At 31.0% G+C, this 20,118-nt stretch carries 16 protein-coding genes; 9 read left to right on the top strand and 7 right to left on the bottom strand.

All coding sequences use genetic code 11. The features are described 5' to 3' along the window. Positions 1-226: 226 nt before the first annotated feature. The 3 genes from BTO04_RS02790 to BTO04_RS02780 all read right to left on the bottom strand — a co-directional run bounded on the left by BTO04_RS02790 (position 227) and on the right by BTO04_RS02780 (position 2,594). Entirely contained in the window at positions 227-931 is a 705-nt protein-coding gene (locus tag BTO04_RS02790) for a pseudouridine synthase (RefSeq protein WP_087563048.1), read from the bottom strand. Continuing rightward, the gene (locus BTO04_RS02785) at positions 928-2,124 is read right to left on the bottom strand and encodes a multidrug effflux MFS transporter (protein ID WP_087563047.1); all 1,197 of its coding nucleotides are present in this window, start codon (positions 2,122-2,124) and stop codon (positions 928-930) included. The genes BTO04_RS02790 and BTO04_RS02785 overlap by 4 nt, the downstream gene beginning before the upstream one ends. Positions 2,125-2,222: 98 nt before the next feature. After that, positions 2,223-2,594 (bottom strand): DUF805 domain-containing protein, encoded by a 372-nt coding sequence (locus tag BTO04_RS02780; RefSeq protein WP_087563046.1) that lies wholly within the window; start codon positions 2,592-2,594, stop codon positions 2,223-2,225. Positions 2,595-2,686: 92 nt separating this feature from the next. Here BTO04_RS02780 and BTO04_RS02775 point away from each other — a divergent pair, with 92 nt between their 5' ends. From BTO04_RS02775 to BTO04_RS02755, 5 genes are all read left to right on the top strand, one after another. Further along, positions 2,687-2,944 (top strand): hypothetical protein, encoded by a 258-nt coding sequence (locus BTO04_RS02775; RefSeq protein WP_087563045.1) that lies wholly within the window; start codon positions 2,687-2,689, stop codon positions 2,942-2,944. 85 nt (positions 2,945-3,029) lie between these two features. Further along, on the top strand, positions 3,030-5,132 hold the full coding sequence (locus tag BTO04_RS02770) for a translation factor GTPase family protein (protein WP_087563044.1): 2,103 nt from the start codon (positions 3,030-3,032) through the stop codon (positions 5,130-5,132). A 26-nt stretch (positions 5,133-5,158) separates the two neighbouring features. Beyond that, entirely contained in the window at positions 5,159-5,542 is a 384-nt protein-coding gene (locus BTO04_RS02765) for a hypothetical protein (protein ID WP_087563043.1), read from the top strand. Positions 5,543-5,723: 181 nt separating this feature from the next. Further along, entirely contained in the window at positions 5,724-6,977 is a 1,254-nt protein-coding gene (locus tag BTO04_RS02760; protein ID WP_198342098.1) for an ammonium transporter, read from the top strand. A gap of 26 nt (positions 6,978-7,003) precedes the next feature. Further along, positions 7,004-7,345: a P-II family nitrogen regulator gene (locus tag BTO04_RS02755; RefSeq protein WP_087563042.1), complete on the top strand. Its 342-nt coding sequence runs from the start codon at positions 7,004-7,006 to the stop codon at positions 7,343-7,345. Positions 7,346-8,152: 807 nt separating this feature from the next. Here the strand turns inward: BTO04_RS02755 and BTO04_RS02750 are convergent. From BTO04_RS02750 to BTO04_RS02740, 3 genes are all read right to left on the bottom strand, one after another. Next, positions 8,153-9,832, bottom strand: coding sequence for a PhoX family phosphatase (locus BTO04_RS02750; protein ID WP_087563041.1), 1,680 nt, complete (start codon positions 9,830-9,832; stop codon positions 8,153-8,155). Between the two features lie 82 nt (positions 9,833-9,914). Beyond that, positions 9,915-10,928: a phytase gene (locus BTO04_RS02745; protein ID WP_087563040.1), complete on the bottom strand. Its 1,014-nt coding sequence runs from the start codon at positions 10,926-10,928 to the stop codon at positions 9,915-9,917. Positions 10,929-10,930: 2 nt separating this feature from the next. Beyond that, positions 10,931-13,852 (bottom strand): TonB-dependent receptor, encoded by a 2,922-nt coding sequence (locus BTO04_RS02740; protein WP_198342097.1) that lies wholly within the window; start codon positions 13,850-13,852, stop codon positions 10,931-10,933. A 1,215-nt stretch (positions 13,853-15,067) separates the two neighbouring features. Here BTO04_RS02740 and BTO04_RS02735 point away from each other — a divergent pair. From BTO04_RS02735 to BTO04_RS02720, 4 genes are all read left to right on the top strand, one after another. Beyond that, positions 15,068-16,393 (top strand): AAA family ATPase, encoded by a 1,326-nt coding sequence (locus tag BTO04_RS02735; RefSeq protein ID WP_157662415.1) that lies wholly within the window; start codon positions 15,068-15,070, stop codon positions 16,391-16,393. Between the two features lie 3 nt (positions 16,394-16,396). Continuing rightward, a complete protein-coding gene (locus BTO04_RS02730) occupies positions 16,397-17,272 on the top strand; it encodes a DUF4435 domain-containing protein (RefSeq protein WP_087563038.1) in 876 nt (291 codons plus the stop codon). A gap of 321 nt (positions 17,273-17,593) precedes the next feature. Next, positions 17,594-17,893: a hypothetical protein gene (locus BTO04_RS15155; RefSeq protein ID WP_157662414.1), complete on the top strand. Its 300-nt coding sequence runs from the start codon at positions 17,594-17,596 to the stop codon at positions 17,891-17,893. Positions 17,894-18,044: 151 nt separating this feature from the next. Beyond that, a complete protein-coding gene (locus BTO04_RS02720; protein WP_087563036.1) occupies positions 18,045-18,761 on the top strand; it encodes a T9SS type A sorting domain-containing protein in 717 nt (238 codons plus the stop codon). 169 nt (positions 18,762-18,930) lie between these two features. On the opposite strand, the gene BTO04_RS02715 is transcribed toward BTO04_RS02720, so the two are convergent. Next, positions 18,931-19,923, bottom strand: a complete 993-nt coding sequence (locus tag BTO04_RS02715; RefSeq protein WP_087563035.1) for an IS110 family transposase — start codon at positions 19,921-19,923, stop codon at positions 18,931-18,933. Positions 19,924-20,118: the final 195 nt, after the last annotated feature.

Raw genomic sequence — 20,118 nt, 5'->3', positions numbered from 1 at the left:
CTAAGTTTACCTTTTTGTAAACTATGGCAATCTCATTTAAATAAACAGATTACTTGGTAAACTCTTAATACCGCTTATTTATAAATAGTAAAAAAGGATGCCACTTTTAATGCGAAGTATTCAACAACTCAATAAAATTATAGGTGCTCAGTTAATCATTGCTAACCTTTTTTTTGTTCCCTTTTTGTCATTCCTAACGAAGGCAGGAATTTATATTTAGTTGATTTTAATCTAATGGATTTTTCCAAGAAAACTCTTTAAATAGCGTGTTCCAATCTTCTGGAAAAGAAGCTTTTAAAATTAATTCTTCGGAAGAAAAAGGATGTTTAAATGCTAGTTTTCCTGCGTGTAGAAAAAGGTTTTTCCAACCAAAATTTTCATCAAACATTATATCATGGTTTTTATCACCATATTTTGCATCACCAATTAATGGGTGACTAATTTTAAGAGTATGTACTCGTAATTGATGCATTCTTCCTGTTTTTGGAGACAATTCAACCAAACTATAGCGGGAAGAATCATATGGTTTTACAGGAATATCTAAGGTAATATTTTCTAATGTCTTTAAATGCGTCAATGCTTCTTTATGTACATTGGCGTCTTTACCTTTTACAGGAGAATCTATAATTTTAGTTTCTGGAGAATGACCACGAACTACACCAAAATAGGTTTTTTGAATTTCATCCGCAGTAAATAATTCTTGAAATTTAGAAACGTGTTCCGTCTTTTTAGCTAATAAAATAAGTCCAGATGTTTTTCTATCTAATCGGTGTATTGGATATACTTTTAACCCTGTTTCCTCTATAATAAATTGCAAAAGAGAAGTTTCATCAGCAAGATTTCTAGAAAGATACGCATGATGTACCAACATATTATTTGGTTTATTTACACAAATAATATATTCGTCTTCAAAAATAATATCTAAATTCATTTTTTATCAGAAAATTTTAAATACTGAATTAATAAAAGAGCGAAAGTTCCACAAACAAAAAAACCTGCAAACAAAGGTAAAGCAGTTGTGTTTATAAAACTACCAATATAAGTTGCAATAGGAACTGCCATAATAGTAGAAACAAATCCATTTATAGCTGCGCCAATTCCTGCAATATGACCAATTGGTTCCATTGCCAATGCTCTGGTGTTTCCAAATAAAAACCCTAAAGCAAAAAACTCTAAAACAAAGAATGCTATTAGAACCGTACTACTAGGATTTGGTTCTCCGTAATACAAAAGTACATATACAAGAGGAATTATAGTAAACAGTGTTGTAAAGATAGAGACCAGTTTAAACATGCCTAATCGCATTACAAAGGTTCCGTTTAAAAATGTGGCTAAACCAACACCAATTGCTAAACCTGCAAAAATAAAAGGAAACTCTTCAACTAAATTATATTGTTCTTGAAAAATTTGCTGACTAGCGCTTAAATAAACCATAAAAGAACCTGTGATAAAACCTGAAAATAAGGTAAAAACAACAGCGTATTTGTGTTTTAAAAACTCTTTTATTCCATCAACAAAAAGGGAAGCTGTCACTTTTTTTCTATTTTCTATTTTTAATGTTTCTGGCTGGCGTTTCCAAACCCAAAGCATTACAAAAAAACCAAATAATAATTGACTGTAAAAAATAAATTTCCATCCATATAAATCGAGCATTATTTTACCAATTGCAGGTGCAACTACAGGAACAAGAATAAAAATTACGACAACAAAAGACATTACTTTTGCCATATGATTTCCGCTAAAACGATCTCTAATCATAGCGATACTTATAGTTCTAGGTGCAGAAAGTCCAATTCCTTGTAAAATTCTTCCAAAAACCATCATTTCTATACTCGTTGAAAAAACACAAACTAAACTGGCAAAGGCAAAAACTATAAAACCAACATAAATTACAGGCTTTCTACCAAAACTATCTGATAATGGCCCAGAAATTAATTGTCCAAATCCTAAGCCTAAAAAAATCATGGTAACTAATAACTGATTATTTTTAGAATCTATAATTCCTACAGAAATACCGATATCATTTAATGCAGGCAGTAAAGCATCTATAGATAATGCCACCAAAGACATTAAAGACGCCATTACTATAATAAATTCTATTTCAGATTTCTTTTTAATTTGCATTTGGCAAAAGTAGTTTTTATAGAATTGATTTTAGGTTTTATAAAGCACAAAAAAGGTTGCTAAATAAGCAACCTTCTTGTTTATTTATATACAAAATTTTATTCTCTTCCAATAGAATTAATTTCATCATCATTTCCGTTTCCTTTAGGGTTTTCTCCCCATTTATTTGATTCTGGCTCACTATCTGTGCACGCCAAAATTAGATTGTAAATAGGTATTAAAGCGTACCAACCACTTTTTCCAACATCATGCATTCTTCTAATTGCTACTGCAATAGATGGAACTAATAAAACAATTGCATATCCAACTTCTATAATTGAAGTTTCTTCAGAAATTATTGTTCCATGCATAATTAGAGACAACATACTATTTATAACAAAATTTATAAGAGTAAACATCCAATATTCTTTCCTTCTAGATCTTCCTGTAAAATCTGTAAGGTCTCTTAATACCTTTAAATACCAATTCATTTTTTTAATTTTTAGCGTTCACTTTTATAGCGCACGAAAGTAGCTAAAATTTCTAAAGAAGCCCTCTAGATTTTAGCTCTAAATATTTATTGATGGTGTCTCCGTTAAAACGGATTGTATTCTGTGTTTCTTTAATTCGGATACAATACGTTATAAAATTATCTGATAATGGTTTACGTATTATAAAAGATACTTTTAAAACTGCTAGAAAGTTTACTGATTCTAAAACCTTGATTAAACGCTGTTCTAAAATTGAAGAAGTAGCAGGCATAAACACAAAAGTACAAACTGATAAAGAATTTAGTACTACTGTTTTAAAAAATTACACGTTTTATACACAGAATATGTAATCTATTTTAAAAACTAATAAAAATCATATTTTGACCATTTTAAAGTCTTTAAATTTATAGGATAATCTCATAAATCGACTTTAATATGAAAATGTATGATGAAAAACACATTAAAAATGTGGTGTTTGTAGGAGCCCATAACAGTGGTAAAACTACTTTAGCAGAAACCATGCTTTATGAAGCAGGAATTATTAACAGAAGAGGAAGTATAGAAGCTAAAAATACAGTTTCAGATTATCATGAAATAGAACATGAAAGACAAGCTTCTGTTTTTGCAACACCTTTACATACAGCGTGGAGAAATTACAAAATTAATATTATAGACACCCCTGGTTTAGATGATTATATTGGCGAAATCATTTCTTCAATAAAAGTTTCAGATACAATTACTACCGTGATAAATGCAAAAAATGGAGTAGAAATTGGAACAGAAATTATATGGAATTATATAGATAAATACCACAAACCAACGCTGTTTGTAATCAATCAAATAGATCATAAAGATGCCGATTTTGAAAACAGTTTTAACAGCATAAAAAAACTCGTTGGTAATAATGCTATAAAAATTCATTATCCTTTAGTTGTTGATGGAAGTCAATGTATTATTGATGTTTTAAAGATGAAAATGTACAAGTTTGGTGCGCAAGGAGGGAAGCCAGAAAAATTGAAAATTCCAGAAAACCAAAAAGAAATTGCAAATCAATTACACAATGAGCTGGTAGAAAAAGCGGCAGAAAATGACGAAGAATTAATGGAACTTTATTTTGATAAAGGCACCTTAAATGAAGATGAAATGAGAGCAGGAATAAAAGCAGGGATGTTAAATCATGATGTTTTTCCTGTGTTTTGTGTTTCTGCATTAAAGGATATGGGTACAGGTAGGTTAATGGGTTTTATAGACAATGTTGCGCCATCAGCTGCAGATTTAAAACCAGAACAAAGTGTAGAAGGAAATGAAATAAAACGGAACAAAGATGCGGAACCTGTTTTGTTTGTTTTTAAATCTATCTACCAACCAAATCTAGGACAAATTACCTTTTTTAAAGTAAAAGCTGGAGAAGTTAGCGTGAATGATAAATTGATTAATAGTAGAACAGGAGAAACAGAAACTATTAACCAGTTATACATTATGGATGGTAAAAATAAAGAAGCAGTAGATACATTAACTACAGGAGATATTGGTGCAACCACCAAATTAAAAGCGACAAAAACCAATGATACTTTGGCAACTAAAAAAGAAGGATTTACAATCAAACCCATTGTGTATCCAGATTCTAGAGTTGTAAAAGCGGTATCTGCTGAAAACGCGAATCAAGAAGAGAAATTAAGTGAATCTTTAAAGCGATTACAATCTCAAGATCCAACAATTGTTATGAAGTACTCTAATGAAACAAAAGAAACACTTTTGGGCTGTCAGGGAGAATTGCATTTGGCCACTATAACTTGGACATTAGAAAATGTTTATGGTGTAAAAGCAATTTTTAAAAAACCTAAAATTCAATATAGAGAAACAATACAACGTTCTGCAACAGCAAATTACAGACATAAAAAACAATCTGGAGGTTCTGGTCAGTTTGCACAAGTACATCTAAAAATTGAACCTTGGTATGAAGGCATTCAAGAACCAGAAGGGTTTAATATTAGAGGTAAAGAGGTTGTAGATTTAACTTGGGGAGGAAAATTAGTATTCTATAATTGTATTGTTGGTGGCGCAATAGACACCCGTTATTTACCTTCTGTTGTAAAGGGAATTTTAGAAGTTATGGAATCTGGACCTTTAACAGATTCGTATGTTAGAGATATAAGAGTACTGCTTTTTGATGGAAAAATGCACGCTGTAGATTCTAATGATATTTCTTTTAAAATAGCTGCTGCACATGCGTTTAAAGAAGCTTTTTTAAATGCAAACCCTAAGTTGTTAGAGCCAACACAAGAAATAGCTGTAAAAGTACCAGAAGAAATGGTTGGTAATGTTATGACAGAGTTACAATCTCGAAGAGCTATGATTTTAGGAATTGAGAACCAAGATAATTATCAAATTTTAAAATGTATCACACCCGCCGCAGAACTGTTTGGTTTTTCTACTGTATTGCGTTCTATAACACAAGGAAAAGCAACCTTTAATTCAAAGTTTTCTGCATACCAAACAGTACCTACTGCTATTCAAAGAGAATTAGTAGCATCCTAAATAAATTTAATTAAAAAATAAAAAACATGAGCACTAAAGTATCACATTTAAGCGATCTAAAATTTAATTTAGAAACATGGAAAAGAGAGTTGTGTTTTCATTTTGATGAAATGGATACATTTGAAGACAAATTAGAAGAAATAGCTGCTAGAGCGTATGATAAAAATGCTGCGATACAAATAGAACAGTTTCAAAATAGAATACTTATTGAGAAAGATGTAATTTCTAAATTAAAACATCGGTGTAAAAATAAAATGACGACTTTACATTCATTGTATAATGATAAAGATGAAAACATAAAATATCAAACAGCACAAACGCCGTTAATGGATGATATGAGAACGTATATAAAAATGCATTATGAACTAAAAGAAGAGATGATGACTTTTTTCTTGAATTGGTTAGCCTAGTTTATGTAGTGTCATTAAAGAGTTGAGAATAGCTTAAAAAACACATATTATGTAATTTACGTTGTTCTTATACAATTTTTATAGTTATCATAATTTTACACTTCTGGTTTTATCATATCTCTAATATTTAAAACCCCTAACGATAGTATCTTTATTTTTTAAAAATATTAGATATAGGTTTATGAGTGTAGTAGCAACAGTAACAATAGAACAACCAGAATTAATAAGTGCAATAGACACTATTTGGGTAGCAATTTGTGCTGCAATTATCTTCTTTATGGAAGGTGGTTTTGCCTTATTAGAAGCAGGTTTTGTAAGATCAAAAAATGCAATGAGTATTATTGCAAAGGTAATTATAGACATCACTTTTGGAGGAATTGCTTTTTATATGGTCGGCTTCGGAATTGCATATGGAAATTCTAATGGTTGGTTTGCTTTTGATATGGGAATTACAACTGAAGATTTAGGCTTGGGGTTAACAGTATCCAATAAGCTATTCTGGTTTATACAGTTAGGTTTTGCCATTGCAGCCATTTCTATTGTATCTGGTGCTGTAGCAGAACGTATGAAGATTTGGACGTATGCGGTATATGTATTTATTTTCTGTGCAATAATGTATCCTTTAGTAGCAAATTGGGTTTGGAATCCTAATGGATGGTTAGCTGTAAGAGGTTTTAATGATTTTGCCGGTTCTGCAGCTGTACATGCTATGGGTGGTTTTTCTGCTTTAGCAGCAGCAATTGTTTTAGGACCAAGAATAGGAAAATATTCAAAAGATGGTGAAGCAAATGCCATTCCAGGACATAATTTACCTTTAGCGGCAGTAGGTGCTTTTATTTTATGGTTTGGTTGGTTTGCATTTAATCCTGGTTCTACTTTAGGAGCTGTTGGTAATTGGGAGTTGATTGGTACCGTTGCAGCAAATACATTTTTAGCGTCTGCAGCAGGTGGAATTTCAACCATGTTTTATACCTATTTTAGATATGGTCAGATAGACATTACAATGACAATTAACGGAGTATTAGCTGGTTTAGTAGCTATTACAGCGGGTTGTAATGTTGTAGATACCAATTCTGCAATTATAATAGGCCTCTTTGCGGGTGTTCTAGTAGATATTGCTGTATTATATATTGATAAATTAAAAATTGATGATCCTGTTGGAGCAATTGCTGTACATGGTGTAAATGGTTTATTTGGCGCGTTAGCGGTAGGTTTATTTGCAACAGATGGTGGGTTGTTTTTTGGCGGTGGAGCAGCAATGTTAGGTACACAAGCATTAGGTGTTCTGGTAATAGGAGCTTTTTCTTTTACAGTAACTTTTGTATTGATGAAAATTATGAAAAAAACAATTGGTATTCGAATTTCTAAACAAGAAGAAGCTGCAGGAATTGATGCTGTATCATTTGGTGTAGAAGCATATTCAACTTTTGAGTAATTATCTAATCAACTAAAACGAAAGACATGAAAAAAATAGAAGCAATTATAAGACCCTCAAAATTAAAAGCAGTTCAATTAGGTTTAAAGGCTGCTGGAATACCATGTAACACTGTGATTCCTGTAAAAGGTAGTGGTTTGCAAAAAACATATACAGAACGGTATCGTGGTACAGAACAATCTATGATTCTACAAACTAGAATTATGTTGATTAGCATAGTTAGTGATGATAATTTAGAAACTGCTATTGAAGTAATTCTAGATAATGCATCTGAAAACTTAGTGGGTGATGGAAAAATATTTGTGTACCATGTAGAAGATGCTATTCGTATCCGAACAAGAACTAGTGGTATTGAAGCCATTAAATAATAAGACTTTATAATAGTAAGAGTGTATTTCTATACATTCTAAAAAATCCTATTTAACATAATATAAATTATAGTACAAATAGTGAGTGATTTCTGTATAGCCGTTTTTAAGGCTATTTACACATAATTGTATATATAGTGCCTTTAGGTCTATATCGTCAACAATTATGTTAAAAGAAATCGATTTTATGAGATTCACGAATACCAAAGAAAATAGAAACGCATGAGCTAAATTACGGCTTTAAGTTCTAGATTTTATTTGATAGCTATAATTCTATTATGTAAAATATCCCAATTACGGCTTATGAGATTTACAAACTTCAAAAATAAAATATAAAAGCTTCCTTAAACCATCGCCGTTTTTCAGGCTATTTAATCATAATATCAGAAATGACTTCTTTAGAATCATATCGTTAGATATTATGTTAAAAGAAATCGATTTTATGAGATTCACGAATACCAAAGAAAATAGAAACGCATGAGCTAAATTACACTTATGAGATTTACAAACTCCAAAAATAAAATATAAAAGCTTCCTTAAACCATCGCCGTATTTCACGGCTATTTACACATAATAAGAGTCTAAAATTTAAGAAAAATAAATTTCTATAAATTTGTTATATATAGAGTTTCAATTTAACTTTCTTTTGTTTAGCGTTTTTAATATTAAGTAAAATAGCATTTTAGTTTACTTATTTTTTTGCGTTTAGGTGGTTTTAATGATGGTGTATTGCCAGGTGTGTCTTTGTTATCTTGCGCACGTTTATCTGGTTTTCTAGTTGAAATACCTGTTATAAATTAATGAAAATTAGCTACTTTCAATTTGTTTTAAAAAGTTCATTTTCTCAATTAAATCACCTTGAATAGCAACAACAGTTGGTTTTGGTATGCCATCAGCATCAAAGGGAAATTTACTGGTTGGGTTTTTAATATCTTTTGTTTCGTCTCCAGGATGCTGAACGCTTAAAAATAGGGTTTTACCATCTGGTGAAAACCAAGGTCCTGTTAATTCTGCATCGGTTGGTGCTGATGCTACTCGAATTACTTTTCCTGCATCTTCCCCGTATCTTGGTATTACAAACAAACTGTTGTTCTTAAAAGGCATATACGGTTTATCCGGTTTATTCATTGCACTACTAGATATATCTGACGTCATCCAAAGGTTGCCTGCCATATCAAATGCTAAATTATCAGGGCAAGAAAACCCGTTTTCTTCGCCACCGGCTTTGTAGATTGATGCTTTAAAAGTGAGGGCGTCAAATGCACCGTTAGTTTCTTCTATTTTTAAAATAGAACCGTTGTAATCGTTTTTAGGCTTGTTATTTGTTAATGTGATAAAAATATGCCCAGTAATAGGATCTATTTCAATATCTTCTGGACGATTTAATGGTGTAGCTCCTACTAATTTAGAAGCTTCTCGTGCTCTAATTAATACTTCGGTTTGGTCTTTAAATTTATCTTTTAAAGCTGGTTGTGTTTCCCAATCTAATGGAAGCCATTTTCCGTTTATTGTGTCAGCAACATAAAGGGTACCTTCTTTTAATGAATTGGGTTTTGATGAAATGAACTTATACAAATGCTCATCATTGCTATCATCTCCTGAATAGGCAACTACGCGTTGGTCTGCTAATTCATATAACGTACAACACTCGTGTGAAAATCTACCCAAAGCGACGTGTTTTTGAGCTGTACCGTCTTTTGGATTTATTTCTACCACCCAACCATAATGTTCTGGCGGTGCATTATAAAAATGTTCCCATCCGTGGTCGCTTGGTATATGAGTTGCTGTATTATTTTCATCGTATCTGGTTTCTCCCCAAAATCCGTCATAGTTTTCTTCACAAGATATAAATGTATTCCACGGTGTAATGCCGCCCGAACAATTACTATTAGTACCCATTACAGTAGATTCACCTTTTATAGTTGTATCCCAATTTAGTTTTATAGGTGTTTTTCCTGTAATTCGCCTGTTATGAGGGTCATTATGTACAACTTGCCATCGTCCGTTTATTTCTGTTATACGAATAATACTTCCGCCAACATTATACAATTCTAAGTCTACTTGTTTTTTTGTACGTTGCTTTTCGGGGTTATCGTATTTGTTCTCATCAAAATCACACACAAAAAGTGAATTTACCGATTCATGATTTACCCATAATAAACCATCTTTTGGATTGTTTTTATCTAACGGAATAAAACAAGTAAAATCATTATTAAAGCCAAAAGTATCATTGTCGCTTATGCTATCGCCCCATTTTATGATGGTGTGATAATTAAGCCCTTTTGTTAAAACCAAATCGTCTTTAGTTGTTGGGGCTAAGTTTTCTAGTGCAATATTTTTTAAGCGTTTAAACGTTTCATCTGTTATTTGCTTATTTTTAATTGGCGTTGTTGTATTACCACAGCTAACCAAAAAAGGAGGTATTATTAAAGTGCCTAAACTTGCTTTACCTAAAAACTCAATAAATTTTCTTCTATCGTATTTCATATTTTTTTTGTTGATTAAAACAATAAAACCCTACCCGATTTCGCATCAAGTAGAGTTTTAAAAAAAGAATTCTTTTAGTTATCTACTCAATAATTTTTTTAAAATCATAAAAATAAAACTCCTTATTGTCATTCATCGCAACGAATAACCCGTTAGGAAATTTAGCTCCTAAAGGTACTGTTACAACATCACATCCGTCTGATGCAGTAGTCGTTAAATTTACGGCTTTAATAAATTCATTTGTTTGACGGTCAAAGATATTAAACTCACCTAATTGCTGATTTGAAACAATAATATATCCATTATTTTCATCGATTTTTGCAATCGCAATTCCTTCAATATCCTCTAAAAATTTATCGCCACCAAAGCACGCAATTTCTTCGCTAGAAGCAGAAGGTTCTGCAAGGTACTTTCTGATGCAATGTTGTTCATCTGAATAATATACATATCCTAACTCGTTATCAACAGCTATAGCTTCAATTTCTTTTTTTCCGCTGAACTCACCAAACTTTCTAACCAATTTAGAGTGAGTTCCTGTTGAATCAGCATATATTTCATATTGATATAAATAGTTTTCTAACGGACCTGTTTTACGGCTTACAATTGCATATAACTTTTCTGTTTTTGGCGATTTGTATAGCGCAATACCCATTGGTAAATTAAATTCTGGCTCGGTTGTATCTGTAAATACTTTAAATCCACCATTATCTAATGGTTTCATATCTGGCACAGAAAACAATCGAATTTGTTGTTTTTCACGTTCGGTAAAAGCGATTACATCAACTTTTATGCTATCGTTTAGGTTAAAACCATATGCTAAATCTACATTGTTTGGTCGCTTTATATTTCTAATGGTTTTCTCTTCAATAATCTTTCCATCTAAATCGAATGCGTAAATAGCCCCGTTTGTTTTTTTATCTGTACCAAAAACAATACTTTTTGATGCGTCTTTAGGATTTACCCAAATAGCAGGGTCATCTGTATCATTAATGGTTTGTTCTGTAATTACATCGGGGTTTATTGGTGGTAATTTACTTCCATTTTTACAAGAAATAATTACTATTGATGCTATCGTTAATAGGATTTGTTTTTTCATTTTTAGTTGCTTTTTGATTCTTTTGATTTTTTGAATATGTCATATTTTAAACCAAAAGTTAATCTTTTACCATAATACTCAGCTTGCATAGTACGATTTTTTGCTCCTTGGTAGTAGCGTAATGGTTGGTCTGTTAAATTGGTTAAGTCTGCATAAACTCTCAATTGCTTAGTAATTGCATATCCAACATTTATATCTAAAAAGAATTGCTTATCGTAGTATCTATCTGTAAATTCATTTGAACCTATTTCATCTAAATACGCATCAGCGAAATTACTAGAAATACGTGCTGTGAATTTTCCATCGTCATAGCCTAACGAACCGTTAAACATATTTGGTGAAGTGTTTGGCAATGTCATATCGGTTCTTTCATCTCCATCTTCGTTATTAATACCATTAGCATGAGATGTTAAGTAGGTATAATTTAAGTAAATGTTTAGGTTTTTAGCAAAACTTGGTAAGAAATCTAGTTTACGTTGAAAAGCTAATTCAATACCAAAAACGGAAGCATCCTCACCATTTTTAGGTCTAAATACATCAAATCCGTTTGTATCTGCACCTAAACTATTATCAGTTGCTTCTGTAACGGATACGTACGCAAAATCTTTAATGTTTTTATAGAATAAACCACCCGACACTATACCTACGTTTGAGAAATAATGTTCTGCCATTAAATCAAAGTTCAATGATTTTGCAGGGTCTAAATTTGAATTACCAATACTTATTTCTTCATCTTCTCTAACTATATTTCTAAATGGAACTAAATCTATATAATTAGGTCTTGCAATAGTGTTGGTGTATGCAAAACGCAAAATGGTATTTCTATTAAAATTATATTTTAAATGAAGCCCCGGTAAAACATTTGTATATGTATTTTCTTCTGTAGTAGGTGTATGAGAATCGTAATCGCCATCTTCGTTATACTCTATAATATTTCCGGTTGTTTTGTTGTTGGTGTTTTCAATACGAACACCTACCAAAGCTGTTAACTTATCTAACAGTTTTTGTTCTGTCATTATATAAGCTGCGTATACATTTTCTTTGGCTTTAAAGTTTTCACCTAAAAACTCATCATACACAATTTCTCCGTCTGCTGTGCTTAAGGGCGCATTACCCAACCACTCTGGGGTTGCAAATATTCCTGCTTGATATTGACTTCCTGCCAAAAAATCGTTTTGTGAATAATCTCTTGTATTAACTATACTCAGATTAGAATACGTATCTTCAAACGCATCTTTAAATTCATAGAAATTATTATTACGTTGCTTGTCTTTTAAACGAGCTCTAAATCCGAATTTTAAGAATCCGTTTTCACTATTAAACACCTGTAAAGGCAGTTTAAAGTTCGTGAAAATGTTAAAATCTTTTTCATCGGTATATTGATTTTGTTCTGAAAGTTCATCTAAAACAAAATCGTTTAAATTATTTGCCACTTGCTGGTTTACAGGTGTGTAATTTGGGGATTTTAAATTAGAAACATCGTTGTTTACAATAATTGGGTCATCTCCGTCATACTCAAAAGTAACATAACGTTCGTTTAAACGCTCTTCTGATGCTTTAGCAAAAGATGCCATCCAATCTATTTCTACATTGCCAAATAAATGATCTCCACCAAGCGTATAATTTTGCATACGTTGATCTTCTAAACGACGATTTTTATTTCTACTGTTGTTAATTCCTCCTTTTGTTTCTCTTTTAACATCTACAGGAAAACTTACAAGGTTATTATTTGTAATTGTAAACTCATCGGCAGCAATATCTTCACCGTCTTTAATTTCTTGCTTTAAACGGAAACGGTTTTCACGGTCATCACGCCAATTGTACATTGACTTAAAGTACAAGTGGTTGCTACTGTTTAACTGATAATCTAAGTTTGCAGAAAAACTACGACGAATACGTTGCACCAAGTACTTTCTAATTTGAAATTCTTTTGCATACGGATTAACATCTACTTTCTCTAAAATATCTTCTGCGTCTGTATCTTGAACTCCAGTATTGTATTCGAACTTATTATCCCAATCTGCTTCAAAGTTATCTGAACCGAAATCCGAATCGTTTACCGATGCAGAAATCATCCAACCAAATTTACCGTTTTTACTTCTGTCACCTAATAATAAAGATCCGTTTAAAATTCTTTTGTCATTAATAAAGTTTAAACCAGAACCACCAGTTGCCGATAGTCTAAAGTTTTGAGGTGCTGTACGAGTTACTAAATTTACCGAACCACCAATCGCATCTGCATCCATATCTGGCGTTACGGCTTTGTTTACCTCGATGGACTGTATCATATCAGACGGAATTAAATCCATTTGTATATTTCTATTATCTCCTTCGGCAGATGGAATACGACTACCATTTAGCGTTACCGAGTTTAATTGTGGTGATAAACCACGAACAATTATGTTACGAGCTTCACCTTGGTCTAGTTGCATCGTAATACCTGGTATACGTTTTATTGCATCACCTATATTAGCATCAGGAAATTTACCAATTTGATCGGTAGAAATTACATTGGTAATATTTAAATTTGATTTTTGTTTGTTCAAAGCTTTTGCTTCTCCACCCGTACTTGTTGAAATAATTACTTCTTCTAAAACATTATTGTCTGTCTTCATTACAAATTTTAATGCTGTAGTTTTACCTTTAATTACTTCAACTGTTTCCACTACATCTGTATAACCAAGGTATGTAATTTTCAAGTCTTGATTTCCAATAGGTACTTGCACTAAAGTAAATCGTCCATTAAAGTCAGAAACTGTTCCTTTTTTAATACTTTCAATATAAAGGTTTGCTCCTGGCATATACAAGCCGTAATCATCAGTAATAACACCACTAATAGTTCCTGTTTGAGCAGTCGACTTCACATAACATAAGGCAAAGAATACCGTTACAATAATTAATTTCAGATAGTTTTTTTGTTTCATTTTAATTTGATTAAATTTTCTCCAAAACTACATCAGTATTCAGTTTATTTGTTTTTTGTGACATTAACAAAAGGAAAACTTTTTATATTGTTTAGGGTAACAATAAGGCGGTAAATAACCTTTATCTAACATTACATTAAAATGAATGTAATATTTCAAGGGGAATATTATTTTAATGTTAAAAAGATATAATAAGACCGCTGCAGATGGGGCTCAAATTTGAACTTGAAATAATAAATTGAATATATAGTTAGTTTTTTATTGTTTGGTAAAATGCTAAATAATGTAAATGTGTAATATAATTTTTAATGACAATAATTATGAAACAATGATTACTCCTTAGTTACTGCATGGATACTTCATAGTAAAGCCATAGCTAGTGCACCTCAATTCACCAGAGTTAAACAAACTATTCCACACATTACGCTTCCCTCCTACGTCGTTTTGTAAAAAGTCTATTCCATTAAGATTTTAAAGAAAGATTTGAGAAGAAAAAAATAAAAGAAAATTTGAAGTAATAATGGCGCTTTAACCCAAAGCAAAGTAATCGCGAATCAAGTTCGGGACAGGCTCTACGCAGCACATTATAATACATTTTTAATGATGGATTATCCGGTGAATGATTCATTATTAAAAGCTTCCTTAAACCATCGCCGTATTTCACGGCTATTTATATATCATATCAGACATAAGTATTTTAATCTGTACGCAACTTTCCTTGAATTTGAGATACTACAGTTACAAACCAAATCCCTACGCGACCAGAAACAATATGTAATCGGTATACAAAAAACGCTATTCTTATAATAGTTCTTTAACAACGTCTACTTTTTCTGAAAACCCAATTATTGTTTTTTTAGATCTACCTCATTAAAAAAGGGTATTAATACGCTATATTTTTATACTTAAAACAAGTAGATTGGCACATTGTATTTTTAAGTATACACAGCTTCAGTTAGAACTAGAGTATAAATTACTGTAAAAAAACAAGAATCTTTGCGGTAATCCACATGTATAATTGTGGTAAACCGCAAAATTTATAGGTACCAACAGATATCTTTTGCTCTAATAAAACAAATTATTATAAAACATAAACTTCCGTTTATCCGGACAAAAAAGAACGATAAGCGAATAAAAGTTAATTTTAAAACGTACAACATATATGTGATATATCAACAATACGCATATACAATTGTTAGGCACAAACTAAAAAAAATGACAGAAATAAATACAGGAATAGGAATAAAAGCAATAAAAGTCAACAAGTTATTTGGACATTACAACTATGACCTTCCTAAGAAAGGTGATATTAAAGAGTTGAATAAGCTCTTTATTCTTTACGGAGATAATGGTGCAGGTAAAACAACTGTTTTAAATCTAATTTTTTATCTTTTATCAACAAAAGACAGAAGTGGTTATAAGACTAAACTAGCACAAACTAAATTTGAATTATTTTCAATAAAGCTTACAAATGGAATTGAAATCGGAGCGTCAAGAACAAAATCTGTTATTGGTTCATACACTTATTATATTAAGAAAGGTGGTCGTTTTCTTAGAAAAATTGAGTTAAAAGCAGCAAAAAATACTCACGAAATTCAAGTTGAACCTTTTACTCCTGAAGATATTGAATTCAGAAAATTTCTTGACTTTATTCAGGACTTAAATATTTCAATTTATTTTCTTTCAGAGGATCGAAAAACTTTAAGTAGTCAAGACTCAAGTGACCACGATGACGAAATAGGGTTTTTATCCAACACATCAGACATTGAACTTTCAAATAGGTATGAAAAAATAAGAACTAAGAAATATCTTAACGAAAAAAGATTATCACTTGAATTAACTGTTGAAAGATTTATAGATTGGATTAGAAAACAAGTTATTCAAAGTTCAAAAGTGGGAGAAACTAATACTCTGCATATTTATAGTGAATTAATAAAAAACGTTGATAAACCTAAAGAAAAAATACCACCTCTAAATCAGTTGATAAAGAAAATAAATGTTTTAGAAAAACAAAGCGAAAAACTTTCAGAAATAGGGTTAATTGATTCATTAGATTTTAAAGAACTAAAAAGTTCTATTTCATCAATTAGTATCGAAAATAAAGGATCTCTACCAGGTATTATCCAATTATTTGTTAATAGTACAAATGCAAGATTAGATGCTCTTCAAGGTCTATATGACGTAATTAATGATTTTATAAATGCTATAAACGATTTCTATACTAATAAAACATTGTCTTTCAATCTAACTAGAGGATTTTCTATCAAGCATAAGTCAGGAGAACCACTTCACCTTCAAATGTTATCTTCGGGTGAAAAGCAATTATTACTTTTATTTATAAATACGATAACTGCAACAGACAAAGCGACAATTTTTATTATAGATGAACCTGAAATTTCTTTAAATATTAAATGGCAAAGAATGCTTTTAAAGACATTATTAAAATTTAGTTCAAAAAACAATGTTCAATTCATAATTGCAACTCATTCTATTGAACTATTAGCACCAAATACTAATAATGTTGTAAAATTAGAAGATTAAACTATGGCAGGAAATTACAAAAGAAAATTAAGTGAACATTTAGCCTTGCTTGAACTAGAACCTAAGAGTAAAGATTTATTTATAGAAGGTCCTGAAGATGCCAATATTTTTGAATTATTCCTTGAATGTCATTCAATTAACGATGTCCAAATTTACCCAATAGATATTATTGACTTTTCTGATGTAGGTATAAATCTCTTATCAAATCGCGAAAAAGTATTATTTCTATCAAAAAAAATACACGAAAAATTTAACGATTCACTTAAAAATGTTACCTGCATTATAGATAAAGATTTTGAAACGTTAAAAGAAGACGCTGACTCTAATCCATATCTATCCTATACTGATTTCGCAAATTTAGAAATGTACTTATTTAATGAAAAAAGTTTGAATAAAATTCTAAAAATTGGATTAAAAAACTTCCCATTATCTTCTGTAGAAGTCATTAAAACATTAACACCCATTTTAGTTGACAACTTTTGTTTAAGATATGCACGTGAAAAAATTAATTGTAGCTATCAATTAATCCAACCTGAAAAAGTTTTTCAATATTCACAGGGTTCTATGTCATACAATCAAGTAGAGGTTTTGCATAAATTCCTTAACAAGAATAACTGTTTAAATAAAAAAATAGAATTTGAAGAAGAAATCAAATTTGTTAAGGAAAAATATAAAGAGCTAAATGAATCTAGATTATTTATACACGGAAAAGACTTTTTAGAATTTTTCTTTAATTTAATAAAAAAGATAAAAAACACATACAGTTTTACTTTGAAAACTTTCACTAGAGCTGTATTCTTATCAATTGAAAATGAGATTTTAAGACCATATAATTTATTTACCGAATTGGAATTAAAATACAGAAAAGTCAGTGCCTAACACCGTGTATAGTGCATAGCACCCTTCGGGATGCTACGACACCATACACAAACCGTTAGCAACAATTACAAAAAAAAACGACCAACTTTGCATTTAAAACATAAATATAGAACTCTAATTATAGGCGGAATTGTCACAGTCCTATATCTATTGTTGACGTTTATCGGAGAAAAAACGAACGATGGACTGTTTATCTTAATGCTATACTTTCCTGGATTATTCTTCGGAATTGGAATTGCAATTGCCTTGAAAAAGGCATTAAAGGAAAAAACTGGGCTATTACTTGTAGTATGTCTATGTATATCATTCTATTTAACACTTATGTACGCAACTAAAAACTCTGAAATCTTATTAGAGTTTAGAAGTAGAACTCTTGGTGGATTTGGAGGATTACTTTCTTTAATAATTATTCAACTAAATGCGAAATTAAGATTCAAACCCATAGATTATATTCTTGGAATTATTATCGGAATTATTGCGACATATAAGGAGGTTTTATCTGGTTTAGAGATTTATCCTTTATTCATTGCAATTGGATTATGGCAGTTTGGAATCTTATTTATTATAAATAGACGTCAAATAATCGAGAATAAAACAGTTGCTAACACCGTACAAAATTAATTGCTTGCTTTTTGCTCACTTACGAAAATCCTCGCGGATTTTCTTTGTCAGTAATTATTTAGTAAATATATTGCTTAACCAACGCAACTAATCTTGTACAACAACGTTAGCAAACATTAAAACCAAATATTAATAATTAAACTTTAACCCAATGAAAAAAATTTACTTTAAAACAATTTTAACTTTCTGTATTTTATTAACAAGCTTCTCACAAGCTCAAACCTACATCATTGATGCATCAGGTTCAGGTAATTGCTCTGCAAATACAGGAATAGACAATCCATTTCTTTGCATCTCAGCAGGTGCTGCAATTAATGTCGGAACCTTTACTGACACAAATACTTCAGGGACACTTACTGCAATCGACATGGACGTATATGATGCTTGTAATGGGGATTTTGAAGTTTTTCTTAACAATGTTTCTGTTGGTACTGGAACAACTACAGGAACCAATTGTGCTTGTGAGTCAATTGCATCTAACCCAAATATTACAAAAAATATTTCTATTACGGTTACACCAGCAATTGCTGGAGCTTATGTAGTTGGAGGAGTTAACACGATATCAATATCAACTTCAACGCAACAATGTTTCTATGGTGTTGAGATTACTGCTGTAATAGGTACTCTAGGAGTTGAAAATTTTAACAGCAATAATGCAATAAAAATATACCCAAATCCAGCTTCAGATTTTATAACTATTTCTGGTCTAAAAAATAGAGAAAACTTTAGAGTATACGATGTTTTAGGGACTGAAATTATTAAAGGAAAAATAATTGATAATGGAGAAATTGCAATAAAAAACTTCTCTAACGGAATTTACTTTTTGAAATTTGATAACGGAAATACAATTAAATTTATAAAAGAATAAAAATAACGTTTGCTAACATAGTATATAAAAAATAGCAGTTAATGGCTTAACTTAAAGTTTAGTTTATTTCTGCTATTTTTTTCATAACCTGAAAATTAACAGCATTTCTATCTGCTACTTTTCATATACGTATTCCAAGGTCAAATCCTAATTAAATAAAATATTTTTTTTAAGCTACAAATTTTTGTAATACGACATAAGGAGTTCCTCTTTTTACTACTGCAAAAGCTCTTGATAAAATCTTATTTCTAACATTATTGATAGCAACCATTTTTGGTTTTCCTTCTGAAACTTTTTTATTATAATATTGTTTTAATTCTTGGTCGCATTGTATCGCACTAACACTGGCTAGTGTTAACAGTGTTTTCATCTTCCTATCTCCTATGTGATGAATTCTATTTTTTCGATGTATGCTAGTTCCAGAACTGTGCTCAAAAGGAGCTACACCACAATAACTTGAAAACTGACGCCAACTATCAAATCGTTTAAAGTTACTCGTGTGATATAACAGCTGACAAGAAAGCACTAATCCAACGCCTTTTAAGGTATTTAAAAGCTCATAATTCTTTTGTAATGATTCATCCTTACTCATTAGGTTTTTTATATGGTTCTCTAATGCTATAATTTGTTTTGTAAGATAATGAATGGTTTTTTTGATAATGTTACAGCAATCATCAGTTGATGGACTGCTAAGCAAGGTTTGCATTTCTTTGAGACTACTCATTTTACCCGTGCGGTCTCTTACCAACTGATCTCTAAAGGATAACAGGCGTCCTAATTCTTGAATATCTTGTTCTTTTGGACTACTTAAAACAAGTTCTTCTTTGTAAAGCCAAGCATATCTAGCAATCATAGCTGAATCAAGCTTATCTGTTTTTCCTCTAACAACACCTGACGAGCGGTTAATTGCTAAAGGGCTTTCTTCAACGTAATCTAAATCATTTTCTGACAGATAAACACTAAGGTTTGTAGAGTAATGTCCTGTATTCTCAAAACAGAAAAAATAAACCTGTTCTTTTAAGTACGTTTCTGTCCAAGACAAAAGTGCTTTGTACCCTTTAGGCGTATTTGAAAATACGCGGTGTACCACCCTGTTGTGAATATGTGCATCTAAGGTTAATTTAGATACATCAATACCAATAACATCTGAATAATTTTTCATATTTTTAAATATTATTTCTTGTAAATAAGAAATTGTTAATAAATGTTGCAATGACTATCACCTTTAATAGAAAGTAATTCCTGGTATTCCAAATGGTCCTAAAGCAACCTAAGAAGAACAAGAGGACTGATACGTGTAAAGGAACTGATATTCAAAACAACGTTTTAGTTCTCCTCTTGTTTCTTAGTAAATATA

The sequence above is a fragment of the Polaribacter sp. SA4-10 genome, assembly GCF_002163835.1.
Taxonomy (GTDB): domain Bacteria; phylum Bacteroidota; class Bacteroidia; order Flavobacteriales; family Flavobacteriaceae; genus Polaribacter.
The sequence above is the reverse complement of the archived record's forward strand: the minus strand, read 5'-3'. Positions and strand labels throughout refer to the sequence as shown.